Genomic DNA, 26,644 nt, shown 5'->3' with positions numbered 1-26,644 from the left:
TATCAACTAAGCGGCAATACTGCCTCTTGCTTTACGCTTTATAATTTCATTTACCTCTTTAAACGTCACAAATTTACCTTGATCCTCATCATATAACTTGTAACGTAGTGATTCTAAACTCGTACGTAAAGTAATTGTTGTTGCCATGTGTAATGGCGGTGTTTCATTGTGTGCCTTTTCAAGATTATAGTTAGGTACACGAGGAGCTAAATGGTGGACATGATGGAAACCAATATTCCCTGTTGCCCATTGTAAAATTTTTGGCAATTTATAATACGAGCTACCTTCTACTGCGGCTTTCACATAATCCCACTCTGAATCATGCTCAAAGTAAGAATCTTCATACGTGTGCTGAATGTAAAATAACCAAATGCCTAAAGAACCTGCAATAAATAAAGTAACGCCTTGTACTAATAAAAACGCTTGCCAGCCCATGAAGAAAATTAAAGCTGCACAAATTCCCACAATGACAATATTTGTCAAAACTGTATTGAGACGTTCCTTCTTCTTCGCATCCTTACGATTAAAACGATTTAAAACAAGTACCATATATAGTGGTCCTAAACCAAACATCACAAATGGATTACGATAAAAGCGATACCATAAACGTTGGCCTTTTGAGGCTTGCATATATTCTTCCACTGTCATCATATCAATATCACCAATACCACGCTTGTCTAAGTTTGAGCTTGTTGCATGGTGAATTGTATGCTCACGTTTCCATTTTTCGTAGGGGAAAGATGTTAGCACCCCAGTAAAAAATCCAACCCAGTCGTTTGCCTTTTTACTTTTGAAAAATGACCCGTGTGTACAATCGTGAAAAATAATAAAAGTTCGTACGACAAAACCTGCTGAAATAGCACTTAAGCCAACTGTTAGCCAAGGTGAGACATCCACTAACAAGTAACCAGCCACCCATAATGCAATTAACGGTACAATTGTATTTATAATCTGAAAAACACTTTTACGCGTATCCGATTTAGCAAATGGCGCTACATCTTGACGTAACTTTTTCGTTTTTTCTTTAATTGTTGCCATCTTCTACTCCCTCGTTTCCTTTTCCTTATGAGCTCATCATAAAACAAGAGTACAAGTCAGTAACAGACGCAAACATCACAAAAAGGATATGACATTTGTCATATCCTTTTATGATTTGGGTCCAGTCAAATGAAGTTGGTAGAACACCAGGTCTAGCCATTGTTCAAATTTATAGCCTGCATTTTTGATTGTGCCTGCATATTCAAAGCCTAATTTTTCATGTGCTTTAATACTACCAATGTTTTCTCCATCAATACCCGCGACAAGCGTTTTCACACCATTTTCTTCAGCAATCGCGATCAACTTGTGCATGAGCTTTGTCGCAATCCCTTTTTGATAATGCTCTTTATGCACATAGACAGAGTGCTCCATTGTAAATTTATAACCTGGATAAGGACGAAATTGACTATAGCTAGCAAAGCCAGCGACAAGCCCATTATCCTCAAATACAAGCAAAGGATTACCTAATGCTTGTTGCTCCTTAAACCACTGTACTTTTTCATCTAAAGTTTGTATATCGTATCGATAGACAGCCTTGCTTGTTAAAATAATATCATTATAGATGTCCAAAACCCCAGGTATATCTTTCTCTTCCATAAATCGTATCATTCTGCTCACTTCCCTTAACCAAATCATTATCATCTACAATGAAACAGAGATAGATAGTCATTAAATGAACTATCTATCTCTTATTTTATGCCTTAAACATTGAAGTAGCGAGCATCAGGATGAGCAAAAACGATTGCAGATACAGATGCTTCTGGCTCCATCATAAAGCCTTCTGTAAGATGGACGCCAATATCCTCAGGTTTTAACAAGCCGAATAGTTTTTCTTGATCCTCCAAGTTAGGACATGCAGGATATCCGAATGAAAAGCGTTGACCCTGATATTTTGCAGCAAAACGATCTCTCATAGTGAAATCTGTTGCATCAGGGAAGCCCCATTGGTCACGAATTTCCTGATGCATACGTTCAGCAAAGCCCTCTGCTAATTCTAAAGCAGTCGATTGCAAGGCATGACTTTCAAGGAATTTCCCATCCTCTTTTAACTGGTGAGCTGTAGCCATTACTCCTTGACCTGCTGTTACAACCATAAGCGCAATATAGTCCATTTCACCGCTCTCTACCGTTTTTAAGAAATCTGCAAGACATAAAAATGGTTCAACCTGCTGACGAGGGAAGGTAAAACGTTCAATTTCCGTCTTACTATCAGCAGGATCATACACAACGACATCATCACCATCTGCTTGAGCAGGGAAAAATTGATACAAACCTGATGGCTTTAATAGATCACTTTTCAAATAATCATCTACTAAATCCTTTAGCTCTGTCGCTCTTGAATCACCCGCATCAAGCAATTGCTGAACCTGCCCTTTCAAGCCTAAATGGTGTCCCAATAAAGTACGCATATTAACATAAGGATATAAATGCGATACAGAATAGTCTTTTTTCACATGACGTCGTAAATCAGCTGGTAAAAATACAGGCGCTCCCTTTACTGTTCGTGCAGGCTTTATTGTTACCTCTTTTGCAGGACGAGCAGCTCGTTTTTCATCGGCCTCTAAACGTTTTTGACGGGATTCTTCAATTTCTGCTAAGAATTTTTCACGAGTCCCTTCACCCATTAATAAATTCGCTTGCTCTAAGCCTTGCATAGCATCCTTTGCATAAATAACAGGACCGCCATATTCATCTGCAATTTTTGTTTCAGTAAAACGACGAGAAAGTGCAGCCCCACCAACTAAAATAGGTACATCAATCCCCGCCTCTTTAAAATCCTGAGCAGTAATAACCATCTGTTGCGCTGATTTCACGAGTAAACCAGATAGCCCAATAAAATCTGGTTTTTCCTTACGAATCGCTTCAATCAATTGAGCAGGAGTTACTTTAATGCCCAAATCGACAACCTTATAGCCATTATTACTTAATATAATATCAACAAGGTTTTTCCCAATATCGTGAACATCACCTTTTACCGTAGCAAGGACCATTTTCCCTTTTCCAGCACTCTCTTCATCCTTCTCCATGAATTGCTCTAAATGAGCAACAGCGGCCTTCATCACACCTGCTGATTGTAAAACCTCTGCTACAATGAGTTGATTATCATTAAATAATCGACCTACCTCAGCCATGCCCTCCATTAAAGGACCATTAATTATATCAAGCGGCGCCTCGAAGATTTCCCGTGCAGCATCTAAATCCTCAATTAGCCCTTCTTTTGTACCTTCTAATATATAGTAAGCTAAACGACCTTCAACCGTTTTTGGAATATCGGCTTCCGTTTTTTCCTTCTTTTTATCACGATAAAAATCTGTAAACACTGCTAATGTTTCATCATTTGTATTAAAGAGCAGGTCATTTGCGAGTTTAATTTCCTCTTCCGGTATGGATGCGTAACGCTCCAATTTCTCTGTATTAACAATGGCATAATCTAAGCCTGCCTGTGTACAATGATAGAGATAGACAGCATTCAGTACTTCACGGCCAACTGGTGGTAAGCCAAATGAAATATTACTTACGCCAAGTACCGTCAATGTCTGCGGCAATTTTTCTTTGATGAGTCGAATGCCTTCAATCGTTTCCAAAGCTGAACCAATATACTGCTCATCACCCGTTCCTACAGGGAACATTAATGGGTCGAAAATGATATCCTCTGGTGCAATTCCCCATTTCTCCGTTAAAAGTTGATAGGAGCGTTCGGCAATTTCAAGCTTTCGATGACGGTCAACCGCCATTCCCTTTTCATCTATCGTTCCAACAACTAATGATGCACCATATTTTTTCACAAGTGGTAATACTGCATCAAATCGTTCTTCACCATCCTCTAGATTAATAGAGTTAATGATGGCTTTCCCTTGGGAAAACTTTAATGCTTCCTCAATTACTTTTTCATCAGTTGAGTCAATCACAAGAGGCACCTTAACCTTTTTTACAACCTCCTGCATAAATCCACGTATATCGGCTAATTCATCACGATCAGGGTTGGCTAAACAAATATCGATAACATGTGCACCATTTTTAACTTGAGCACGTGCAATCTCTGCGGCCTCCTCAAACTTTCCATCAATGATTAAATTCTTAAATTTACGAGAGCCGATAACATTTGTTCTCTCCCCAATAAATAACGGACGCATAGAATCGTCATACAATAACGGTTCGATTCCTGATACCGCATGACCATGTGTTTTTTCTGGAACTCGACGAGGTTTTTCATCTTTTAAGACCTCACGAATGGCTGCAATATGAGCGGGTGTCGTCCCACAACATCCACCTACAATATTAAGCCAACCCTTTTCTGCAAAACCTTTTAATTTTTGTGATAGCGATTCTGGGGATTCATGATAACACCCTTCTTCATCTGGTAAGCCAGCATTCGGGTAACAGCTAATATAGCCTGTTGAAAGCTCTGCTAATGAACGAATGTGATCCGTCATAAACTCAGGTCCTGTCGCACAGTTTAGGCCAACAGATAATGGTTTAATATGCTCGATCGAAATATAAAAGGCATCGATCGTTTGCCCTGCAAGCGTTGTACCCATCGGCTCTATTGTTCCTGAAATCATGACGGGTAGTTCTTTTCCCGTTGATGCAAAAGCACGCTTTACGCCAAGTGTGCCTGCTTTGACATTGAGCATATCCTGACTTGTTTCTAATAACAGAACGTCGGCTCCTGCCTCAATTAATGCCTTTGCCTGTACATAGAAATTTTCCTCTAGCTCATCAAATGTAATACCACCAGTTACTGATAACGTTTTTGTTGTTGGCCCCATAGCCCCTGCAACAAAACGTGGCCAATCCGATGTTGAATAACGATCCACTGCTTGACGAGCAATTTCCACTGCACGCTTGTTAATTTCTTCGGCTTTTGCGCCAAGATCATATTCATTTAACACTAGAGGCGTCCCACCAAATGTATTAGTACAAATAATATCTGCGCCTGCCTCTAAGTATTTATGATGAATTTTTTCAATGACATCTGGTCTAGTAAGCACAAGATTTTCATTACAGCCATCTAGCTCCTCACCACCAAAATCTTCTGCTGATAAATTTTCGTTTTGTAGCATTGTTCCCATTGCGCCATCAAGAATTAAAATACGTTTCTCTAGTTGCTCTTCAATCGAGTGCTTAGCCATGTATACTTACTCCTTTTTTCTGTTCATCCAATTGCTCTATATATTTCATCAACTCTAGTGTCACATCGTAACGTAAAAATGGTGTAATAAGGTATATACCATTGAAGTATTGCGCAGCCACTTCAACTAATTCTTTAGCAATGGCAATTCCTTCCAATTTCGCTCGTTCCTTGTCTTCTCCACATACTTTCATTCTTGCCAAGGCATCTTCGGATAATTTGATACCTGGCACTTCATGATGTAAAAATTCAGCACTTTTATAACTCGTAACAGGCATAATGCCGATGTAAATAGGAGCTTGTAAATGCTTTGTTGCCTCATAAATTTCTACAATTTTTTCTTTCGTATACACTGGTTGAGAAATGAAGTAGTCTGCCCCATGCTCAATTTTCTTCTCTAAACGTGTCACAGCACGTTCTAACACACGGACGTTTGGATTAAATGCAGCAGCAACTGAAAAATTTGCTTTTTTACGAAGTGGTTTACCTGAGAAGGAAACCCCTTCATTTAACTGCTTAATTAATTGGATCAGCTCCATCGAAGATACATCATAAACACTTGTCGCACCTGGGAAGTCTCCCACTTTCGTTGGATCACCCGTAACAGCCAACACATCATGAATACCTAAAGCATTTAGACCCATTAAATGCGATTGAAGACCAATTAAGTTACGGTCTCGACATGTAATATGTGTTAGTGGGCGTACACCATGTGTACTCTTCAACAATGCTCCCATTGCAATATTGCTAATCCGTGGTGAGGCCAGTGAATTGTCTGCCATCATGACTACATCTGCACCTGCATCATACAATTGCTTTGCTCCTTCAAGGAATCCATCAATCTCTAAATGTCTAGGCGTATCCAACTCTACTATGACAGAGCGTTCACGTTTTACTTTTTCATGAAGAGGCTCATACTTTGGTGGCTCCGCTTCACGTACAATCTCAATCTTTTCAGGTTTCGCATGCTTCTCCTGAACCGGTGATAACTCTTCTAAATACTTCTTTGCTGCTGCAATATGTTTGGGTGTAGTACCACAGCAGCCCCCGATTAAACGTACACCTTGGTCACGTAATTCAACAGCTGCTCGACCAAAATAATCAGCTTCTGACTCATAAACGACACGTCCATCCTCTAAGTCAAGAAGTGACGCATTCGGATAGGCAGACATGAATGCCTTATTAGGAAGTTCTACACCTTCAAATGCTAGAATTGTATGGTGAGGACCTAGTCGACAATTGACGCCAACAATATCTGCACCGAGGGCTTCAAGCTCATGGAGAGCATTATTTAAAGACATCCCATTTTGTAAAACACCAGGCTCATGCATAGAAACTTGTGCAATAATTGGCAAATTTGTTTTTTCTCGTAGCATCTTTAAGGTTGCTGATAATTCTTCAAAATCATAATAGGTTTCGAGTAAAAGACCATCTGGATTCCCTGCCAGTAAGACACTTGCTTGTTCTTCAATAGTCGCTAATATTTCATCCAAGGTTGCATCACTTTTACGAATTCCCCGAATACCTCCAATTGTTCCTAAGACAAATTGACCGCCATCTGCCGCTGCTCGTTTTGCAATGGTAATAGCTGCTTCATTAAACTGTTGGACACGTGATTCTAATCCATAGCGAGCTAATTTGATGGCATTTGCACCGTACGTATTCGTTTGAATGATGTCAGCACCAGCCGCAATATATTCTCTATGAATCTTCTCAATTAACTCGGGTCTCTGAACATTCATTTCCTCATGGCAATACTCCAATCCATAGCCATATAGCACTGTGCCTATTGCACCGTCCGCTGTCAATACATGCGTTTTTAACTTTTCAAGCAATCCCATAAAACTAGCCTCTCTTCCTATGTCTCTATATAATAAAAAGCCCTCTTTCATAAAAAAAGAAGGCTTTAACGATTCATCATTGTTGTTCCTTCTCATCTTCGACTCAACGGTCTTCTGGATTTAGCACCTGACAATAAAGTTGGTTGCTGAAGCTTCAATGGGCCAGTCCCTCTGCTTCTCTTGATAAGAATTAAGTATGAATTTTTTAAATAATTAAAAGAATCATATCGTTTACTGACGAATGAGTCAAGACTATTTCACATAAGAAAGTTTTTTTCCACTTAAAACCTTAGAAATTGGCAAGTTCCTTTGCAAGCTCTTCACCAATTTTTTTCCCATTTTGAATGCAAGCACCAATACCTACGCCAAAATATGAGCACCCAGCAATGGATAAATTTGGATATTTTTCATGTAATTCATGTAGTAACCCTTGTAATGCTTCACGATGCGCTAGATCATATTTAGGCATTTGATCAATCCATTTTGTTACATTTACAACGGTTGGCTGTTCTTCTATTCCTAGGCTCTTTCTCACATCTTCTAAAGCAACTGCTGCCAATTCTTCATCCGTCATGGCACGTAGTTGCTCATAGGCTGGATTGATGCTCTTATAAAAGAGTCGCAAAAGTAATTTATTTTCTTTCGATGTATGCTTCCATTTGCGACTAGTCCAAGTAGCTGCATTACAAGTAACGTCTGAATTATGGGAAACAATATAGCCCGTTCCATCTGCTGGTAATCTAGAGTCCGGCACATCAAAACCTAAATAAATAGTAATCGCTGACGCTGTCGTAAATTGGTCAAAATAGCGATTTAAAGATTCATCCTGTAGTAGATTTTGGACAGTATCGTTTGGTAATGCTAAAACGACATATTCTGACTCAATAATTTCACCATTGGCTAAGGAAATTGTATAGTTCTTATCTTGTTTTTTAACATTTAGAGTAGTAACGCCCTTGATGATTTCTACATCGGATAATGTTTGTTCAAGTCGATCAATTAAAGAAGATAAACCATTTTTAAAGGATATAAATTTTTTGTTCGCTGCTTTAACAAATTGCTCACGATTCGCATCAAAGCCTCTAATAATACTTCCATAATCATTCTTATAATCAATCAGATACGGTAAAGTAGAGCCAATAGAAAGCTGATGTAAATCTCCCGAATAAACACCTGCAAGGACTGGTGCAATTTGATTTTTCACCAGTTCCTCTCCTAAATAGTAAGTTAAAAATTCACCGATTGAACTTTCCTTTGTGAAGCGATCGTTAGGTAATGTTAAATCCTTCAACGCTTCTTTTTTCCCTTGCTCGGAAATGAGTGTACTTTCCTCTAAGGATGTCAAACTCATCGGTATTCCAAAAGTTGAATCTGCTGGAATAGCGTGTAACTCATTATTCGTATAAATATAAGAAATACCTGTTTCGTTGTAGACTAGTTCCGCTTCAAAATCAAGCTCCTGTACAAGTTCCATAACACCTTGGTGACGCGCTACAATAGAATCAGCACCTGTTTCCATGATGAAACCTTGTTCATGTGCCGAATATAATTTGCCTCCTAAATATGTATTTTTTTCTATAAGTACTAGACGAACATCTAAATTATGTTCCTTCACTTGACGTTGCAAATAATGCATTGTACATAGTCCTGTAATACCGCCGCCTAAAACAACAACTGTTTTCATAGTAACCGCCCCTATTATTCGTTCTTTCTACAGTATAATCTTTTTTTCATTGAAAATTACGTTAAACCCTTTACAAATTTAGCAAAAATAGAGCTATTTCATCAGCGAAATAGCCCTCCTTAGTGTTGAAAAACAAAACAGTCAATTGAAAGGTAGAAATGGATTTCCGTTGCAGGCTACTTGCTTTCCTGTGGGCGAGCGCCGAATCGCTTCCTCCGCTACCGCTCCGTGCAGGGCTTCGCCTGTCTCGCTATCCCACGGGAGTCAAGTAGCCCTCCACTTCAACCCACTAACTTTTTAGCAAAGGTTTTCAAATAAAGTGAAGGTGCTCACTACTCTTTATGAAGAGGTGTTGTCACGCATCACTTCTCCACACTGAAAATAAGAGCTTATCCCCGCTAAGAATACAGATAATGGGCGATTTGATCGCTATGCTACTATGAAAAAAAAGTAAAGACACTTTGCAGAATGGTTGATTGGAGTGGAGCCAGCGTCACTCCTAGGGGATTTAGCGTCACAGAGGAGACCCTGGAACGAACGGAAGTGAGTGAAGCGGCTCCTCGGACGCCCCCTAGAAAGGACGCTGGCGGAACGGAAATCAACCCCTCACCCTGCAAAGTTGCCTTTTCTGCCGTTGACATCATCTTTTTTCAACAACATGTAGAGCTATTTCATCAGTGAAATAGCTCTCGCTTTCTGAATCTCTAAAAGATCCATCCTCTATTGCAATATTTATACAACAAACATTTTAATAGGTACTATAGTGTTTATTCCGTCTAAAAATAGAACAAATAGATGTAAATGTTAGTAGTCTATCCTTTTAAATTTTGCGCAAAGCTCGCTAATTTTTCTGCTGAATTCGTTACATCAGTAAATGAAGTGCCTAATTCACTTAATATGCCTACAATTGCTTGTATTTTCGTTGCCATACAATCATTTTGTTCTTTTGCTTCTGTCATAGCTCCCAAAATATTCGTAAATTGGCCTTCCGTTTGTAACATATTTTCCTCACCTGCTGCAACTTCATCTTGAATATTTGTCAAAGAATGCTCTAATTTTTCTGTTCGTTCACCCGTTTTTTTCAATAACAAAGCAACCGCTGTAACTGATTCTTTTGTCTGAATCGATAATTTACGCACTTCATCAGCCACTACACTAAAGCCCTTCCCCGCTTCACCAGCACGCGCTGCTTCAATTGCAGCATTCAAAGCCAATAGATTCGTTTGATTCGCAATATTGGTCACAACACTCATGATTGTTTCCATTTCCTTAGACATCCCTGATAATTGTTCAATATTTTCCTCTATATCGTGAAGAGAATTAATAATATTGAGCATATTTTGTGATTGATTTTTTAAACGTTCGCGACCCTCTAGTGCTTGATTTTCAGCTAATGTAGATACATCGAGTGACTTTTTGGCCAAATGTTTAATTTCGTCAGATTGCTTGCTTAAGCAGCAAAATGAATTATTTGTTTCCTGCGAAATTGTTGCAAGAGCTTCTGAAGAGTCTACAATCTGTCGTTCAATAACTTCTTTCTCATGCACCATTTTTTCCTTCAGTTGTTCGACAGTGTTTTCAAAAGCTTCTAAAACGAGTTGTTGCTCAAAATTACAAATTTTCGATATAGCTCTGATCGTATTAAATTGATCTTGTGGGAATTCTATATTTTTTTCGACCAAATCAATAAATGACATTGATAAATCTTGGAATGCACAGATATACCACTGTGTTCTAAGCCCAATGTGGACATGCACCTTTGCAATTTTCACACGCCTTTGATAATACAACTCATCAATGGTTCCGTTAAACATTTCAATAATATGCTGCCGTAATGTTATTTTAAGCTTTTCTACAGAACTATGATGACTGATAATATCTATCAAATGATGCTCTGTTCCTATCATGTTGTAAAAACGGTTTACGATGTGATCTACATTGTCCATAACTATTGGCTGGAAAGCTTTTAAATATTGTAAGTCTTTCTTCGTTAAGTTCAGCATTTCAATTTGCTTCGCCATTGATTGACGAGAGGACAAATCCATTTTCACTGTGTATTGCTGTAAATCCAATACCTTCGTCTTTCTCTGTTTTTGAAAAATCACACATCTTCCCTCTTTCATTCCGTTTACTTTCATCAGGCTGAGAAACATCAAATCCTTTTAACATATTGATGGATACACGAAAAAATACCGATAAAATCAGATTGACCAGATTTAATGGTCGCAACAGATAGTGCATTCCGTATGACGTACTTCCTCCAAAAGTATGTGCGTATCCCTTTGCTCAATTATCATAAGGTCATATGCTCTCAACAAACAGATATAGTCACTACATGACTAACAGTAAATTATTTACGTATGCTTCTTTTCAAAATCACTCATATACATTAATCATTTTATAAATGACTGTCAATCTTACATATACCATTATTTTACATAAAATGTATAAAAAGTCCTTGTTGTTAAATAAAGCGTAATAATCAATAAAAAAGCTACCACAATATTATTGGGTAGCTTTTTTAACCATTTTTTTGTTTATTATGCTTACTTGTTTTATATTTATTCTATTTTTTTATTGATCATCTTTAAATTTCACTATATTAATATTTTTCATTCTCAATCAACATCTATCTACATACCCATCACAGTAATCATTTTTAGACCAAAAGTTTCGTTAACTATAGCTATATAAATAATTCTAAAAACCTATATTTTTTTAACACTAAATTTACAATCCTTTAAGTTCCTGTAATATTTTAGTCGCTTCTTCGGAGCCAGCATCTGCTGCAAGTCTATACCATTTAATAGCTTCTTTCAGATTTCTATCTATTCCTGGATCTTTATTAAAAATATGCCCTAACTGTAACTTGGCATCCACATCTCCTTGAAGTGCTGCCTGCTTAAACCAATGGATACCTTTTTCGATATTGCGTATTCCTGCCAGCCCGTTACTCCATATATAACCTAAGTCATAAAAGGCATCTACATGAAATTGTTCCGCAGCTCTTTCATACCAAAATAGGCCACGATTGACATCTTTCGCTTTCCCTAAGCGCCCCTCTAAATAAATTCCGCCAAGTCGATATTGTGCTTCCACATACCCTGCCTCAGCGGATTTTTTATAGGCATTAAATGCTTCTTCTGCATCTACCTCAACGCCTAACCCCTGCTCATACATAATTCCTAACGTAAACATTGCCTCTGCGACATTCTTTTGTGCAGCATAGTCAAACCATTTTTTTGCTAATGTATAATTCGTTGGTACGCCCTCACCATTAAAGTACATATCCGCTAAATTATTGGCAGCATCCGCATGTCCCTGCAAAGCCGCTTTTTCATAGTAGGAAAAGGCTAGGGAATAATTCTCCTCCACACCTATGCCCCCAAAGCAAAAATTCCCAAGCATATATTGAGCATCTGCATTTCCCTGGGCAGCAGCTAGCTCGAACCATTTCAATGATTTTTCAGGTTGAAAATGTTTACCCTCTCTAGAATTATAGTATTCTCCCAGTTGATATTGAGCATCCCCATCCTGCTCTTCAACCGCCTCTTTATACAAATCAATAATGAGCTCATGATCTAATTCCTCTTCATCTAAAATAGCGACTTGTTCCTCTTGATGACGAAAATACCACTCGACAATATCAAGCACATCATCCACTACTTCTATACTGTTTTTTAACTTTTCTAGCGAAGAAATTTGCCAAATGAGTATATAGATAGGCTGGGGGATAGCATCGCGCAAGACATCATCATATTCTGCTAACAGCGTTAATACATTTTCCTGAATCGATTGAGATTGCACTGTATGGACAATCTGCAAATGACGCTGTTGCTGTTCTTTTAATAACCCCCGTACTACTTGATACAATATCCTCTGCAAGGCTGTCAGGTTAACTTCAGCGAATGTAAGCAATTTTATATTTTGAGCAAACCACGGATCTTGAGTTTGTGTAAGACTTTGTAGGGTATTTATTCGTTCTTTATTTCGCTTGGCTAAAATTTGCTCGTACATTATTTTCCTCCCCTGCACACTATGTAAAAAAACTGTCTTACCACTATTATATGGAAGACAGTTGAAGTTTGGTTACACATATGCTCTCAATAGTAAGCCTACGAATAGCGTAATAATTAAAAAGACTGTGACATGGGTCCATTTATACATTACTAATAAACCTATAAATTCTCGTGTGAATGCATTAGGAACATAGTAAAATGCTGTCTTTGAGCCAATCCCCTCGGCATCTAGTGCTGCTTTCCTAGCATAAATACTTGCACGAAACACATGAAAATTATTCGTAACAAAAATGGAACGATAGTTCACCCCATGAGAATGGTGGTCCATTATTTGCTTTGAAAAGATCATATTTTGTTCTGTATTGGCTGAACGATCTTCAATAAGAATCTTGTCAGTTGGAATATGATGAACTTCTATTAAGTATTGTTTCATTGCAAATGCTTCAGATACCTTTTCATCATTTCCCTGACCACCAGAAACAATGATAAAAGGCTTCTTCTCATACTTTATATATTGCTTTACTGCTTCATCTAAACGACTTGCTAAAAGTGGAGGTACCCTATCGCCAATTAACCCTGAGCCTAATACAATGATGTAATTTGGTTCATAACGGATAGGTGTAAAATGATACAACGTTGAGTAAGCAAGGACACTCGTGTATAAGAACATGGTATAGCCAAAAATCAAAAACGCATAGAAGAAAAGAATATGCCAAAATACATTTTCAATTTGAATAAAAATGACGAATACATACCATATCATCATAATAACAAAACTTAGCCCCAATATGGCTAACATTAAATTATGAAATTTGCGCCCTTCTTTTTCCAATAATACTTTACTATTAAAAAACATGGCTATCGATAAAATAAACATAATACTTGGAAAGCTTCCTAATATAATAAATATCCCCATTTCGGAAATAATCCCCTGATCATTTGGCAGCAATAATGGATAATGAATAATAAGCGCTCTAATAATAAATATACCTATCAGGCCAAGGATTACCGCGTTGAGAAAGCGCCTTTTTTCTGTTAGGTAGAAAATGAAAAAAATGATGATGAAGATCGATAAAGTTAGTAGCATCTTTTCACTCCTTTCTATTGCATAATTTATCCAATCATTACATCTGCCACTATTTGTCCATATTTTTTGGTATAGCTCAATTTTTGAAAGCGTTTGTTTTATTTTTTAATATAGTTCATGTAATATTACTATATAAGAACTAGTTTATGATTAGATTAAAAATTATATTGGAGGAATGTATGTAATGAAAAAAATTCTTGCCGCTCTTTTTGCAGCGACACTGATATTTTCGACTGTTGGTGCAACATTATTCATTTCTGATACGCCAACCGCAGAAGCTAAATCCTATAAATCGGGTAAAAAGGGCTTCTCTAACAATAATAATAGCTCGAATATCCAAAAATCGAAGGATACTACTAAAGATCAAAACAATGCAACAACAAATAAAAACAACTCAACATCTACTAATAAAGCAGATACTACTAAAAAAGGTGGCTTTTTCTCAGGCGGCCTGATGAAGGGATTAATGCTTGGCGGGCTTGCTGGATTATTATTTGGTAGTCTATTTAGTGGTATGGGCATACTGGGGAATATTTTAGGTTTACTTATTAATGTAGCAGCAATTGTTGTTATTGTGATGCTTGTGGTGAAGATAATGAATATGTTTAAAGATAAAAAGCGTAAAGAGGAAGCACAATGGCACAAATAATCAACGAACAAGATATTATTAATGCTATTTGCTTATCTCAAGCCTACTATCAAAACATTCGCCCCGAGGATGTTCTAGTTGAATTGACTTACGAGGATGATGCAGGCTTTGGGGCAGAGGTTGAAGTCAACGGACAAATCGAGGTGCTTAATACAGCAGCCATGATTGGTGCCTTACGTGTTTGGATCAAGGATGTTCTACATGGTGATCCATTCTCGACAGGGATTGAGCTTGTTTTAGATGACGAAGAAGGCATTATTGCCAAACTATCATAAAAAATAGCAGTACAATGAATCGTCCAAAAGATTCATTGTACTGCTATCTTACTTTTTCAAACGTTTTTTAACCTCATCTTTTTCTTCTTCATTAAGAGAAAAATCTACGATAGAGCGTCCCAGCATTAATAACATGATAAACATTACTCCTGTACCAACAATCAAATAAATCATTGTAAATATTTTAGAATAAGTCGTTGTTGGATATAGTCCTGTTTCAACCCCTGTTGGAATCAAGCTTACTACAGCAAAATACATGGCATCCAACCAGTACCACCCTTCTGTCCCCTTGTAGAATAAAGTTCCTGATAGAATGATTAAAAACAGTGTAGTAAATAATGATAGGAACTGTGGACGTTTAAAGGCCCTCCACAAGCCTTTTAGTAATCTTTTAGCGGATAATATAAATGACAGCATCCCATTCTCCTTTATCTATGGACGTTCAACAGCATAGTTAGACTATACTTCGTTTTTTACAAAAACGTCAAAAGGTAGAGGTGACAGTACCCCTACCTTTTAATTATTATTGAATGTATAGCTGACTTAGGTTTGTAAATATTTTAGCTGCTTGACCTCTTGTTGTGACAGCTTCAGGTGCAAATTTCCCTCCATTCCCTGTCACGATTCCTAACTCATAAAGCATTGTGATTGCATGTTTTGTTTCTGCATTATAGGAAGCGACATCTGCAAATGGCACATCGCCTTTTGCAATATATGGCTGATTAAATTGCTGTTCATAGGCGCGATGAATCATTACAGCTAATTGAACACGTGTCACAGGCTGTCCAGGCTTAAATTTCCCATCTGTCCCTTTAATAAGACCATGTACATATGCTGCCGCTATTTCGGACTGAGTTGTTGCATCATAATTTGCGATATCAGTAAATGGTGCTTTTTCTTCTGTAGTTAAGCCTAAACTTCTTACAAGAATAGCTGCAGCTTGTGCACGTGTTACACTGCTTTCAGGTCTAAATGTCCCATCTGTATAGCCATTCATTATACCTGTATTTGCGGCTTTTTGAATATACTCTTTTGCCCAGTGATTCTGTGTATCTGTAAAGCTAACTGTTCCTTTCGTAGTGAAAGTAACTGTAGGATTTTGAACACTTTCATTACCAGCAGCATCAATTGCTTTGATGGATACATTGTAGGTTGTATTTTCTAATAAATCTTTGAGCGTAATTTTAGTAGTATCAGCATTTAGTGTTGACGTTAATTTTCCATTCACATAGACATGGTAATTTGCTACGCCTACATTATCTGTCGCTTCTTGCCAGCTAACCTCAACAGTTGTACGATCTTTTACATCTATTCCAATGGCCTGCGTTACATCCCATAAAGAGCTTGTTTTAATAATTGGTAAAAATGCTTCTTTTGCTACCGCTAAATAACCAGCTTCACTTAAATGAATATTTTCAGGGTTTGGTAGATAGTTGGCAACATCCTTTGCAACAACATCATATGTAGGAACAAAAATAGCGCCCGCTTTTTCAGTAGTTGTTTTGATTGTTGAATTCAAGGTAGCTAATAACAGTTTAAATTGATTTTGTAAGCTCTCACTATAGTATGGGAAGGAATTATAATAACCCATCACATATACTTCAGCTTTTGGATTAATCTTTTTGATTTCCGATAGAATAGTAGCAATGTTCGATACAGCTTCTTTAGTAGCTTTTATAATAGCCACAGTGTCAATACCCGTTGCTTGAGATTCTTTTAATATTGGCAGTAAATCATTTGCCCCAGCTGTTAATGTGATGATTTCAGCTTCTTTTATAGAAGCTCGTAATTTTGCCTGCTCCTCTTTATAACCAAAACCAGTCACTGTTTTTGCTACATCATTTTGTAGATCCGCCAAAACATTTTTAGTTGTGTAGCCTGACATAGCAAAACCCTTATTAAAGGAAGTAAGGAAGCCGTCTTGCTGTAAAGCCTGTGCAATAAAATCGGTGTAGCCTAATCCAATTACACCTATTTCATTCATCCCATGTGCTAATGAATCACCAAGTGCTACATAATCGGTTTGTACAACCCAGCTTGGTGCTATATGGTCACCTTGTACCTCTTCTGCATTAGCTGCTACAGGTATAGCTAATTGCAAAGCCAATATACTTGAGGCTAAAAAACGAAATTTCTTCGATAATCGCATTTACTGTCTCCTCCGCTTATAAAATAATCATTGTTTTCACTATTTTACTAGAGGAGCGTTAAAAATAGGTTAAATTACACCAATCTTTTTGAAACTTTTCATTTTTTATCTAGTCAACCTGTATCTTTCCATAAATTCCACCTCCACCAACTTCAATAGCTAATTGACCCGTTCTCGCTAAATCGATTAATTGAGCTAGTTTATGTGGCACAATTTGCTCAAGCTGGTCTACTGTTACACGGTGCAAAATATTCATTTCTGTGCCAAATGCTTCGATTAAACGTTCCATCATTTTAGGACCAACACCTGGAATGAAATCAAGTGGTACCTGATGAATGTAAGGTGGTCTATTTCGCTTATTGGGAAAGTCTTCAGATAGCTCCTGTATACGGGTAGCTACTCCCTTTATAATTTGAGTACTCCCACATTGTGTACAAATGGTAGCTTCTTTACTTAGCTGTTTACTACATTTTGCACAAACTGTTTGATGATATTTGCCAAGAAGAGGATTTAGGCCATAATTGGCAATTACTGCTCGTCCATGCTGATCATGCAGAGCCATTTTTAATTCTGCAAAATTCGCTTCTGCTAATCGTAACTTTTGATACTCTCTTGCCAATTTCCCAAGCGAATGCGCATCAGAATTGCTAACGAATGTATATGCTTGTAATTCTTTAATATGACTTACCATATTTGTATCAGAGCTTAAACCTAATTCAAGGCCATCGATAAGCTGCGGATCAAAGACTTCAGTTAAACTTCGACAAACCCCTTTGCCATACAAGCTTTTAAATGGTGTAAATACATGTGCCGGAATAAAAATACCTTCCAATTCATGCACCTTTTGCTGCAAAGTTTGGCCGTCACAATAAATGCGCTGTGAACTTAAATGGATATTTTTCATATGCTGTGACATCCAGTCTGAGAACTGCTTCATGAGCTCTAGTGTAGGAAAGTAAGCAAGCACATGAATAGGACCATGACAATGTTGATCATAAATTTCGATCTCCGATCCGGGAATCAAAGTTGTTTCCTGAAATTGCAGACCACCTTCTTTTAGTTCTTTCAGTTCTCCGCGTTCAATCATCTTCACCATTTCTTCGATTACTTCAGGGGAGTGACAATCAATGATCCCAATGATGTCTAATCCTTTTCTTGCACTAGCCGTCTCTAAAATTCGTGCTAATGTTAACGTTTTACTGCCAGTAATTTTCACAGCCCTTCCACTAGAAGTACGTCCAATATGAATATGTAAATCCGCATAGAATTCTTTCAATTCAAACACTCCTTTTAGTACGTCTATAAAATGAAAATACCTTACATTACTGCAAGGCATTTCTCACTTCATTATGATGGATGATTTGTAGTAGTGCTATTATTTGACTCAAAAGCGCCAGAACCCTGTGATGGTGTGGAGGAAGGATCATAGGCAACTAATGTTACACCAATCTTTTCTTCAAGTTCATTAATTTTTTCAAGTTGCTGCTTGTCTAATTGTGCAAACTTAATTTCGTTCATGTTCATCAATCCTTTCAATCTTAAAATTCCCCGAAATATAGAAAATATACTCCTTCGCATCATTGTGTTATTGGCTATTCAAATGAACATTGAATAACAAAAAATGACTGACTATCAGTCATTTTTATATTGACATTGTTTTTCTTATTCTGTAACATACTAAATAAGTAAGGCAAAAGTGAGGGATTGCATGTCAAAGGAAGAAAAAATCATTCAAGCCGCCATTGAGGTTTTCAGAGAAAAAGGTATTGAAAAAACAAAGGTTTCAGATATCGTTAAAGCTGCTGGGATCGCTCAAGGAACATTTTATCTTTATTTCCCATCACGCCTTTCTGTTATGCCTGCTATTGCAAAAAATATGGTAGAAAGAATTATCGCTACCTTAGATGAAGGTATTTCAAATCATAAGCCTTTTGAACAACAACTTGAAGAGGTTGTGGAAATGATTTTTTTAATCACGAAAGATTATGGAGATATCGTTGCACTTATTTATGCAGGTATTGCGCAAACTGAGCATTTAAAAGAATGGGAAAATATTTATGCACCTTATTATGACTGGATGAGGCATTTCTTATTATCTGGTCAGCAACAGGGAATGATACGTGATTCTATTGATCCAACGCGTTCTGCTAAACTGATGATTGGTCTAATTGAATCTGCTGCGGAACAAATTTATTTATTTGATGATAGTAAGGATGAAACAATGAAATTGCTCAAGCTTGAGCTTATCGACTTCCTATATCATGCACTTGGCCTACGTCACCCATAAAAGTGACGTTCTCTTTTACTTTAAAAATGACTGAATGTCAGTCATTTAATTGCCTAATAGAAAGGGTTTTAATTATGAAAAAAGAATGGATGTACGTCGTATTAACAAGTTTATTTGAATTGCTTTGGGTATTTGGCTTTAACGTAGCAAGCACATGGTGGCACTGGATAATTATTGTGACAATCATTGCTATAGATTTTCACTTCTTATCAAAGGCTTGTGAAAGCTTACCTACTGGAACAGTCTACGCTATTTTCGCCGGAGCAGGTGCAATCGGTACTACATTAATGGATATTTTCATTTTCGATGGTGAGTTTAATGCCATTAAAGGACTGTTTATGTTTATTTTAGTATTAGGTGTAATTGGTCTAAAGTTAGCAGATAATTCCGCTAAAGAGCAGGATCAAACGAAAGGAGCAAATGTATAATGGGTTGGATGTTTATTATCTTAGCTGCATTGTCTGAAATTATAGGTGTAATCGGCTTACGCTTTTATAGTCAGCATAAAACATTACGAAATTTAATTTTATATATTGGTGGTTTTGGTGTGTCCTTTGCCCTTTTATATGCATCCTTCAACTATTTACAGTTAAGTATTGCCTATGTTGTTTGGGTAGGAATTGGTACTGTTGGAGCTGTACTTGTAAATATCATTTTCTTTGGGGAATCCAAAAATCTATCACGTATTATCAGTATCCTAGCGATTATCATAGGTGTAGCAGGCTTAAAAGCAATATCTTAATGGTTCTACAATAAAGGACGCCTCCGATTTCAGAGTGGCGTCCTTTAATTTAATATGGCATTGCGAAAAAGTATTGGCGTAATTAAGATAAAAACTCATAAATTCCATCCGCAATAAATTCTGCAGGACCACGCATCCAGATATGGTCATTGTCAGCCCATCGTATGACTAAGTCACCACCACTAAGTTGGACTACTATCTCTTCTCCCTTCTGACAAAAACCATTTAATATAGCAGCCACTACCGCTGCACAAGCACCTGTTCCACAGGCCTCTGTTATACCCGTGCCTCGTTCCCAAACTCGACATTTTAAAGCTTTCGCATGAACAACCTCAACGAATTCAACGTTGCTACGATGAGGAAATCTCATATCGTTTGCTATAATACCGCCTAATGTTCTTAATGGTGCTTGCTCGATCGCATTCACAAAAACTACAGTATTCGGATTGCCCAAAAACAAAGCAGTTACCAAAAGAGATTGTTGGGGTAAAGGAAATATCTCATTGATGACAAGCTCATTTGGGTTTCCTAACATCGGAATGTCTTTGCGCAATAAGAGAGGTTTGCCCATATCGACAATCACTTCTATTACGCTATCGTCTTGCACCACTACCTGTGCCAGCATAATGCCCGATTTCGTTTCAATCATAAGCTGCTCTTGTCGCACAATATGACGCTCAAAGATATACTTAGCAACACAGCGAAGACCGTTACCGCAATTTGTCGCCTCAGAGCCATCTTTATTAAAAATACGCATACCACAGTCAGCAGTTTTGGATGGCTGGATAATAATTAACCCATCTGAGCCTATACCTGTATGAACATTGGCTATTTTTTGAGCCAATTCACTAAAGATCTCTTCCTTATAATCATATTGGAAAAGATCAAGATAGATATAGCTGTTGCCAGTACCATGCATTTTCGTAAAAGCTATTTGCATACAGTCACTCCTTAAAGGATGTTTTATGTATCTAATAGAAGATCTTGCTTTTCTATATTTAGCTAAACTTTTTCGTGAATTGTTCAGGAACATATGTAAGATACGGCTTCCCTGTCATTGGATGTGTTTGAATATCCGCAAAAACACCAAATACATCTTGCAGCACTGTTGGCGTAAGCACTTCCTCTGGTGTACCATGACAAACGATTCGCCCTTGCTGTAAAACGTAAATTTGATCGCAATACATAGCAGCAATATTCAAATCATGTAAAGCAGCTACGACGGTTAAATGCAAGGTCTGAATTAAATCCATAAGTTGAAGTTGATGTTGAATATCTAAATGATTCGTTGGCTCATCTAATATTAATACCTGTGCTTGTTGAGCAAGTGCTCTTGCAACCATGACACGCTTTTTCTCGCCACCAGAAAGCGAACTAAAGCTTCGTTTCTCTAAATGCGATATGCCCGTTTGCCTAAGAGCATCTTTAACAATTTGAAAATCTTTCTCTTGATCAAGCTCTAATAGCTTTTTATGTGGCGTTCTTCCCATACTGACTAAATCATGCACAGTGAAATCAAATAATACGGGTGTCTCTTGGCTTACAACAGCCAAATTTTTCGCAATAGCTTTACTTGATTGCTTTAATATATCTTGCTCATTTAATACTACTTTACCGCTTTCAGGTTTTAGCAGACGATACATATTTTTTAACAATGTTGATTTTCCGCTCCCATTAGGACCTATTAATCCAACAAATTGCTTTTCTTTTATTTGAATGCTTACATCATGTAGTATACGCTGATCGTAAATGGAGAATGATACTTGTTTCGCTTCTAATGTCATTGAAATTAATCTCCTTCACCGAATGAATAGTTGTTACGACGGAGAAGCCAAATGAAAAATGGTCCTCCACAAAAAGCTGTAATAATACCAATTGGCATTTCCTGGGGAGCAATGATGATTCGAGCAAAGGCATCTGCCCACACTAAGAATATTCCACCTATTAAAGCACTAATAGGTATCACGTATTTATAATTTGAGCCCACAATTAATCGCACAATATGCGGAATAATCAATCCCACAAAACCTATAGAACCACTAACTGCGACAAGCACACCTGTTAATAGAGATACTAGTAGTATTAACTGAATACGGAATTGCTGAAGATTAACGCCTAATGTCACTGCCGCTTCTTCTCCCAGTAATAGTAAATTTAAATTGCGATAATGTAGCCACAGTAGCCCAAAAACAACAAAGAATACGAAAGCTGGAATCACAATATTATTCCATTTGGCTCCAGCTAAACTACCTAGCATCCAAAACATAACAGCCTTTAAGGCTCCTTCTTGCTTTGACATCATTAAAATAAAATTAGAGATAGCCGTTAAGATAAAGGACACAGCCATACCTGCCAATAGCAAGCGGAAAATAGAGACACGTCCCCCAACACGTGATAAGAAAAAGACAAGTACTATGGCAAGTAATGAACCAAGGAATGCGGATACTGAAAGAGCGTAAATACCTAAAAATGAAAAGGCTCCTAAAATAATCACAGAAGTAGCTCCGACAGCTGCCCCTGAAGAAATCCCTAGAATATACGGGTCTGCTATGGAATTACGTACAAGTGCCTGAATGGCTGCGCCTGCAATGGCTAACCCCGCTCCTACTATAGCAGCTAGCAAAACACGAGGTGCTCTTATTTGCCAGATGATGATTTCCTGAGAGCGACTCCAATCTTGCTCAATCGCATTTTGTATAAAAGGTATTTTAGAGAGAATCACTTTCCAGACATATAACGGTGTAACTGAAACTGAGCCAACCATTACAGCAAAGGTCATTGAAACAATTAAAACCATGAAAAGTACGAAGGAAAATAACATAAATTTTTTATTCATCTGTTTTAATCTCCTACTGAATATTGATGAATGAAGCAATAAAAAAAGGTATCCCATGCGAAAGTGCGCATAGAAATACCCTAGATTAAACAAAGTCAGAAAAATATCCAGCTATTGTCCGTAATTGCTTGCATCCTCGTGGGCATTACAGGTATTACTAAATGGCAGGTCTCCTGGCTTCGATTCACTATCCTATAATTGCCTTCCCATTCTTAAACAGTGGCAAATCATATTATAGGATTCCTCGTTACAGTTGCGGGACAGCGTCGGACTTCCACCGACTTCCCTTTTAAGTGATATTCAAAAATATCACACCAATAGTATTTGAAGTTATAAAATTGTGACGATTCTATCATACATTTTTATAGATAGATAGTCTACTTCAAGCAATTGAGTTAACTTATTTAAATTATAAAGTTGACACAACTACTTTCGTTTTTTACACTAACAGTAATAACTTATAAAACGAGGTGAAATTCATGGCAACCGTTACGCAACATAGTCATCATAAGTTAAGAACTGTTGACATTACCTATATTGGATTATTTTCAACGCTAATGATGGTGGGTGCTAATATCACGTCCTTTGCACCTTTTATGGTAGTTGGTGGTGTACCCATTACGCTTCAAACCTTTTTTGCGATTTTAGCAGGACTTATTCTTGGTAGTAGAAAAGGTGCGCTCGCCTGTACAATTTATATGTGTGTAGGATTGGCAGGAGCTCCTGTCTTTGCTCGTTTCGGTGGTGGAATTGGCCAAATTTTAAGCCCAACCTTTGGGTTTATAATTACATTTATTTTAGCGGCATTTGTTGCAGGGTTGATTGTTGAACGAAGCGGTACAAAGAAAAGCTTTATCGTAGCTGCTTTGGTAGCAACAGCGATAAATTATTTGATAGGAACAAATTGGATGTTTTTTGCATACAAGCTTTGGGCAAGTGCACCAGAGAATTTTTCATATAAGCTCGCTTGGCTTTGGATGATTCCTCCTCTACCAAAAGATATTATTTTAGCTATTTTTGCTGGTGTCTTCGCCTATAGATTACAAAAAACATTGAAGATCATGCCCATTCAATAGCATATCTTCTCACCTATTTGTGCCAGATGTTTTTCATAGATCATATCCATCGTTTCTGCACATTTATTTGCTACATTAGGAGCAAAGAGTGAGGAGGATATCATATGAAATTCAATAAAAGATGGTCAGTCGGACTATTATCAGTAGTCGCTCTAATTAGTTTATCGGCTTGCACTGAGGAGCAAACAAAACCTGCATCCACTTCTAATGAAGCTGCTGAAAAAATGGATCATTCTACAATGAATCATTCAAGTTCTGGCGAAGTACCCGTAACATTAAAAAAAGCTGAGAATCCGAAATTTCCTGTAGGGAGCACAGCCATAATTACAGATGGACATATGGAAGGTATGAAAGGGGCCGAAGCAACAATAGTAGGTGCCTATAATACAACTGCCTATGTTATTTCCTATGAGCCTACATCTGGTGGAAAGCGAATAGAAAAGCATAAGTGGGTAATTCATGAAGAATTAATTGACCCACAAGAAGCACCACTGGCTCCTGGAACAGAAATAAAAACGGACGCAGCACATATGGAAGGTATGGAAAATGCGACTGTCCTTATTGACGAGGCTGTGCAAACAACTGTATATATGGTTGATTATACTTCCACTACAAATGGTGAAGCCGTAACAAATCATAAATGGGTAACAGAAGAAGAGCTTAGCCCAAAATAATAGAAATAACCTCTACCTTCAATTCTGGTAGAGGTAATTTCTAGCTTTTATGCTCCATTTGCTTTCTATTAGCAGACTTATGCCATTTATAGCCGATGCCCCAAACTGTTTGCAAGTAATCATCCGCCGGAAAACCACTTTTTCTTAATTTTTCTCGTAAATTACGTACATGTGAATCAATGGTACGATCTTCAATCGCTACATCATATCCCCAAACGGCATGAATAAGGTGTTCTCGAGAAAATGCTCTATTTTGATAATCTAAAAAAAGGGCGAGCATGGCAAATTCCTTTGGTGTTAATGGAATTGCCTTATGTTGAAAATATACTTCAAAGGACTCTCTATCTAAACAAAGCCCTTCAAAGTTAATTACTTTTTCTTCAGATTTTGTTCTTCTTAATACAGCATGTATTCGTGCTAACAACTCTTCCTCATCAAAAGGCTTTAAAATGTAGTCATCAGCACCAAGGTTTAAGCCTTTTACAATATCAGCTTGTTCTCCTTTTGCAGTAAGCATAATGATCGGAACATCCCAAAACTTCCTAATTTCCTGGCAAACCTGCCACCCATCCATCTCTGGCATCATTATATCCAAAAGAACTAAATCCACATGCTCTTCTTCTAAAAAATCCAATGCCTCTTGTATAGAAGACATTGCTCTACAATTAAATAGTGGTTCCAAATAAAGGGTTAATAAATCTAACATTCTTGGTTCATCATCAATGCATAAAATCGTTTTCATTCATTTCTACTCCTTTAAATGATAATTCAAAAGTAGTCCCTTTATTTATTTCACTTCTAACCTTTATTTCTCCCCCATGTGCTTGTACTAGCTCCTTAACAATAGCAAGCCCAAGTCCAGATCCACCTAAAGCACGACTACGTGATTTTTCCACTCGATAAAACCGATCAAAAATATACGGTAAATCCTTCTTTGGAATTCCTTTCCCTGTGTCTTCAACGATGATGCTTAAAATTCCACTGTCTTGTTTTACAGTGACTGTAGTCATATCTCCTGGTGCACAATAGATTAATGCATTATTTAATAGATTAATCAGAATTTGCTCAAGTCTTGCTTCATCTGCACATAGTGTTAAGCCATTATCACAACGTACAACTAAATAGATACCTTTATCTTGAAAAGCGGGACTTAATTTTTCTTCAATGCTTGTAAAAAATGGCTCTAAATGTAAGCAATGTTTTTCAATTACAAATGAGTTTTCATCCATTTTCGCTAAATCAAATAAATCTTTGATTAATCTAGAAAGTCTATTTGTTTCTTCTATTATAATAGCTAAATACTTTTGACGATCTTGCCCTGTTAAATCCCGTTTAGCAAGAATGTCTGTATAGCCTTTAATAAAAGTTAGCGGTGTACGAAGCTCATGTGCAATACTCGATAAAAACTCCTTACGCTCTTGCCTTAGATGATTTAAATCATTGGATAAAAGCTGGATAGCATTTGATAAATCCCCAAGCTCATCTTTTCCATTCGTAGAAAGAGCAACTGTAAAATCACCCTTACTCATTTTCAATGTAGCCTCTTTCATTTGAATAAGTGGCTTAGCCAGCTTACGAGATAGAACAACAATGACTGCAATACTGACTAGACCAGATACAATACCCACGATGAGAAAATGCTTATTCAGCCGTTTCATTAATGCATGGATGGAATCGGTATTTTGAAACATAAATACATAGCCAATCGTTCCTTGCTGATTTTGAATAGGGCTTATAGTCGCAATTGCTTTAACTTCTTGCCAATTGTCTTGTAAAACCCTTCCTTCATAAGGTATTTCCCCCTCTATTTCACGAATCAGATCACTGATTTCTTGATGTGGCTGTGAGGATGCAAGGATTGTCCCGAAATGGTCAGTCACCACGACATCTGTACTTGCTTCTGATTCCATAAGAACGACATGTGCTAGTGTTTCATTATTGAAGTTCTGTTCTAATATAGTACGATGTGAATTTCCTCTCGCTTGTAAACGCTCTAGTTCCTCTTCCACTCTAGAATTCGTCAGGGAAACATGCAAAAAAAACATCATAAATGTTTCAATACAAAACAATGTGATGAAAAAGATAATCCCAAGCTTTAATGATAATTTTCTCATCCTTAACCACCATTTTAGAATTTCTTAAAAGTATATCTTGA

Annotated in this window: 24 protein-coding genes, 1 pseudogene and 2 riboswitches; of the genes and pseudogenes, 7 read left to right on the top strand and 18 right to left on the bottom strand. The window is 37.4% G+C overall.

All coding sequences use genetic code 11. The features are described from left to right. Positions 1–6: 6 nt before the first annotated feature. The 9 genes and pseudogenes from V1L66_RS03180 to V1L66_RS03140 form a co-directional block, all read right to left on the bottom strand. A complete protein-coding gene (locus tag V1L66_RS03180) occupies positions 7–1,038 on the bottom strand; it encodes a fatty acid desaturase (protein WP_333005905.1) in 1,032 nt (343 codons plus the stop codon). A gap of 108 nt (positions 1,039–1,146) precedes the next feature. Continuing rightward, complete coding sequence (locus tag V1L66_RS03175; RefSeq protein WP_016993695.1) at positions 1,147–1,647, bottom strand: GNAT family N-acetyltransferase; 501 nt, start codon at positions 1,645–1,647, stop codon at positions 1,147–1,149. Positions 1,648–1,739: 92 nt separating this feature from the next. Next, positions 1,740–5,171, bottom strand: a complete 3,432-nt coding sequence (gene metH / locus V1L66_RS03170; protein WP_333005904.1) for a methionine synthase — start codon at positions 5,169–5,171, stop codon at positions 1,740–1,742. Continuing rightward, a complete protein-coding gene (locus tag V1L66_RS03165) occupies positions 5,164–7,011 on the bottom strand; it encodes a bifunctional homocysteine S-methyltransferase/methylenetetrahydrofolate reductase (RefSeq protein ID WP_333005903.1) in 1,848 nt (615 codons plus the stop codon). The genes metH and V1L66_RS03165 overlap by 8 nt, the downstream gene beginning before the upstream one ends. An 89-nt stretch (positions 7,012–7,100) precedes the next feature. Then, positions 7,101–7,201, bottom strand: a riboswitch (SAM riboswitch). Positions 7,202–7,300: 99 nt separating this feature from the next. Further along, positions 7,301–8,695: a protoporphyrinogen oxidase gene (locus V1L66_RS03160; protein WP_333005902.1), complete on the bottom strand. Its 1,395-nt coding sequence runs from the start codon at positions 8,693–8,695 to the stop codon at positions 7,301–7,303. A gap of 812 nt (positions 8,696–9,507) precedes the next feature. Further along, on the bottom strand, positions 9,508–10,245 hold the full coding sequence (locus V1L66_RS03155; protein ID WP_374116313.1) for a methyl-accepting chemotaxis protein: 738 nt from the start codon (positions 10,243–10,245) through the stop codon (positions 9,508–9,510). A gap of 33 nt (positions 10,246–10,278) precedes the next feature. Beyond that, positions 10,279–10,716, bottom strand: a pseudogene (locus tag V1L66_RS03150) (protoglobin domain-containing protein); the annotation flags it as partial. Between the two features lie 709 nt (positions 10,717–11,425). Further along, positions 11,426–12,712: a tetratricopeptide repeat protein gene (locus V1L66_RS03145; RefSeq protein ID WP_333005901.1), complete on the bottom strand. Its 1,287-nt coding sequence runs from the start codon at positions 12,710–12,712 to the stop codon at positions 11,426–11,428. Positions 12,713–12,784: 72 nt separating this feature from the next. Then, positions 12,785–13,801, bottom strand: a complete 1,017-nt coding sequence (locus V1L66_RS03140; RefSeq protein WP_036076030.1) for a YdcF family protein — start codon at positions 13,799–13,801, stop codon at positions 12,785–12,787. A gap of 184 nt (positions 13,802–13,985) precedes the next feature. On the opposite strand from V1L66_RS03140, the gene V1L66_RS03135 reads away from it, so the two are divergent. Further along, the gene (locus tag V1L66_RS03135) at positions 13,986–14,450 is read left to right on the top strand and encodes a hypothetical protein (protein ID WP_036076029.1); all 465 of its coding nucleotides are present in this window, start codon (positions 13,986–13,988) and stop codon (positions 14,448–14,450) included. After that, complete coding sequence (locus V1L66_RS03130; protein WP_004224435.1) at positions 14,438–14,725, top strand: DUF2653 family protein; 288 nt, start codon at positions 14,438–14,440, stop codon at positions 14,723–14,725. Before V1L66_RS03135 ends, V1L66_RS03130 begins: the two co-directional genes overlap by 13 nt. A 48-nt stretch (positions 14,726–14,773) precedes the next feature. Here V1L66_RS03130 and V1L66_RS03125 read toward each other — a convergent pair whose 3' ends face one another. The 4 genes from V1L66_RS03125 to V1L66_RS03110 form a co-directional block, all read right to left on the bottom strand. Then, positions 14,774–15,142 (bottom strand): ion channel, encoded by a 369-nt coding sequence (locus V1L66_RS03125; protein WP_036076026.1) that lies wholly within the window; start codon positions 15,140–15,142, stop codon positions 14,774–14,776. A 106-nt stretch (positions 15,143–15,248) separates the two neighbouring features. Continuing rightward, positions 15,249–16,874 carry an S-layer homology domain-containing protein gene (locus V1L66_RS03120; RefSeq protein WP_333005900.1) on the bottom strand — a complete coding sequence of 542 codons (1,626 nt, stop codon included), beginning with the start codon at positions 16,872–16,874 and terminating at the stop codon, positions 15,249–15,251. Between the two features lie 109 nt (positions 16,875–16,983). After that, positions 16,984–18,150, bottom strand: a complete 1,167-nt coding sequence (locus V1L66_RS03115) for an endonuclease Q family protein (RefSeq protein WP_333005899.1) — start codon at positions 18,148–18,150, stop codon at positions 16,984–16,986. Positions 18,151–18,221: 71 nt separating this feature from the next. Next, on the bottom strand, positions 18,222–18,392 hold the full coding sequence (locus V1L66_RS03110; protein WP_333005898.1) for a hypothetical protein: 171 nt from the start codon (positions 18,390–18,392) through the stop codon (positions 18,222–18,224). Between the two features lie 190 nt (positions 18,393–18,582). Here V1L66_RS03110 and V1L66_RS03105 point away from each other — a divergent pair, with 190 nt between their 5' ends. The 3 genes from V1L66_RS03105 (at position 18,583) to V1L66_RS03095 (ending at position 19,903) form a co-directional block, all read left to right on the top strand. Beyond that, positions 18,583–19,161: a TetR family transcriptional regulator gene (locus V1L66_RS03105; RefSeq protein WP_333005897.1), complete on the top strand. Its 579-nt coding sequence runs from the start codon at positions 18,583–18,585 to the stop codon at positions 19,159–19,161. 74 nt (positions 19,162–19,235) lie between these two features. Continuing rightward, entirely contained in the window at positions 19,236–19,589 is a 354-nt protein-coding gene (locus tag V1L66_RS03100) for a multidrug efflux SMR transporter (RefSeq protein ID WP_016993707.1), read from the top strand. Continuing rightward, positions 19,589–19,903, top strand: coding sequence for a multidrug efflux SMR transporter (locus V1L66_RS03095; RefSeq protein ID WP_016993708.1), 315 nt, complete (start codon positions 19,589–19,591; stop codon positions 19,901–19,903). The genes V1L66_RS03100 and V1L66_RS03095 overlap by 1 nt, the downstream gene beginning before the upstream one ends. An 82-nt stretch (positions 19,904–19,985) precedes the next feature. On the opposite strand, the gene dapF is transcribed toward V1L66_RS03095, so the two are convergent. From dapF to V1L66_RS03080, 3 genes are read right to left on the bottom strand one after another with little or no spacing between them, the layout of a single operon-like run. Beyond that, positions 19,986–20,843 carry a diaminopimelate epimerase gene (gene dapF, locus V1L66_RS03090; protein ID WP_333005896.1) on the bottom strand — a complete coding sequence of 286 codons (858 nt, stop codon included), beginning with the start codon at positions 20,841–20,843 and terminating at the stop codon, positions 19,986–19,988. Positions 20,844–20,901: 58 nt separating this feature from the next. After that, complete coding sequence (locus tag V1L66_RS03085; RefSeq protein ID WP_016993710.1) at positions 20,902–21,687, bottom strand: heme ABC transporter ATP-binding protein; 786 nt, start codon at positions 21,685–21,687, stop codon at positions 20,902–20,904. 5 nt (positions 21,688–21,692) lie between these two features. Continuing rightward, positions 21,693–22,739: an iron ABC transporter permease gene (locus V1L66_RS03080; protein WP_036076018.1), complete on the bottom strand. Its 1,047-nt coding sequence runs from the start codon at positions 22,737–22,739 to the stop codon at positions 21,693–21,695. A 145-nt stretch (positions 22,740–22,884) separates the two neighbouring features. Next, positions 22,885–23,073, bottom strand: a riboswitch (cobalamin riboswitch). Positions 23,074–23,218: 145 nt separating this feature from the next. Between V1L66_RS03080 and V1L66_RS03075 the strand changes: the two genes are divergently transcribed. Together V1L66_RS03075 and V1L66_RS03070 are read left to right on the top strand one after the other, a co-directional pair. Further along, entirely contained in the window at positions 23,219–23,815 is a 597-nt protein-coding gene (locus V1L66_RS03075; protein WP_016993712.1) for a biotin transporter BioY, read from the top strand. 104 nt (positions 23,816–23,919) lie between these two features. Next, entirely contained in the window at positions 23,920–24,489 is a 570-nt protein-coding gene (locus V1L66_RS03070) for a YdhK family protein (protein WP_258859698.1), read from the top strand. 40 nt (positions 24,490–24,529) lie between these two features. Here V1L66_RS03070 and V1L66_RS03065 read toward each other — a convergent pair whose 3' ends face one another. Next, the gene (locus tag V1L66_RS03065; protein WP_333005895.1) at positions 24,530–25,231 is read right to left on the bottom strand and encodes a response regulator transcription factor; all 702 of its coding nucleotides are present in this window, start codon (positions 25,229–25,231) and stop codon (positions 24,530–24,532) included. Then, on the bottom strand, positions 25,209–26,603 hold the full coding sequence (locus V1L66_RS03060; RefSeq protein WP_175400776.1) for an ATP-binding protein: 1,395 nt from the start codon (positions 26,601–26,603) through the stop codon (positions 25,209–25,211). Before V1L66_RS03060 ends, V1L66_RS03065 begins: the two co-directional genes overlap by 23 nt. Positions 26,604–26,644: the final 41 nt, after the last annotated feature.

Source organism: Lysinibacillus sp. IITD104 (genome assembly GCF_036698265.2).
Taxonomy (GTDB): domain Bacteria; phylum Bacillota; class Bacilli; order Bacillales_A; family Planococcaceae; genus Lysinibacillus; species Lysinibacillus boronitolerans.
This window is presented reverse-complemented; position numbering and strand designations above follow the sequence as displayed.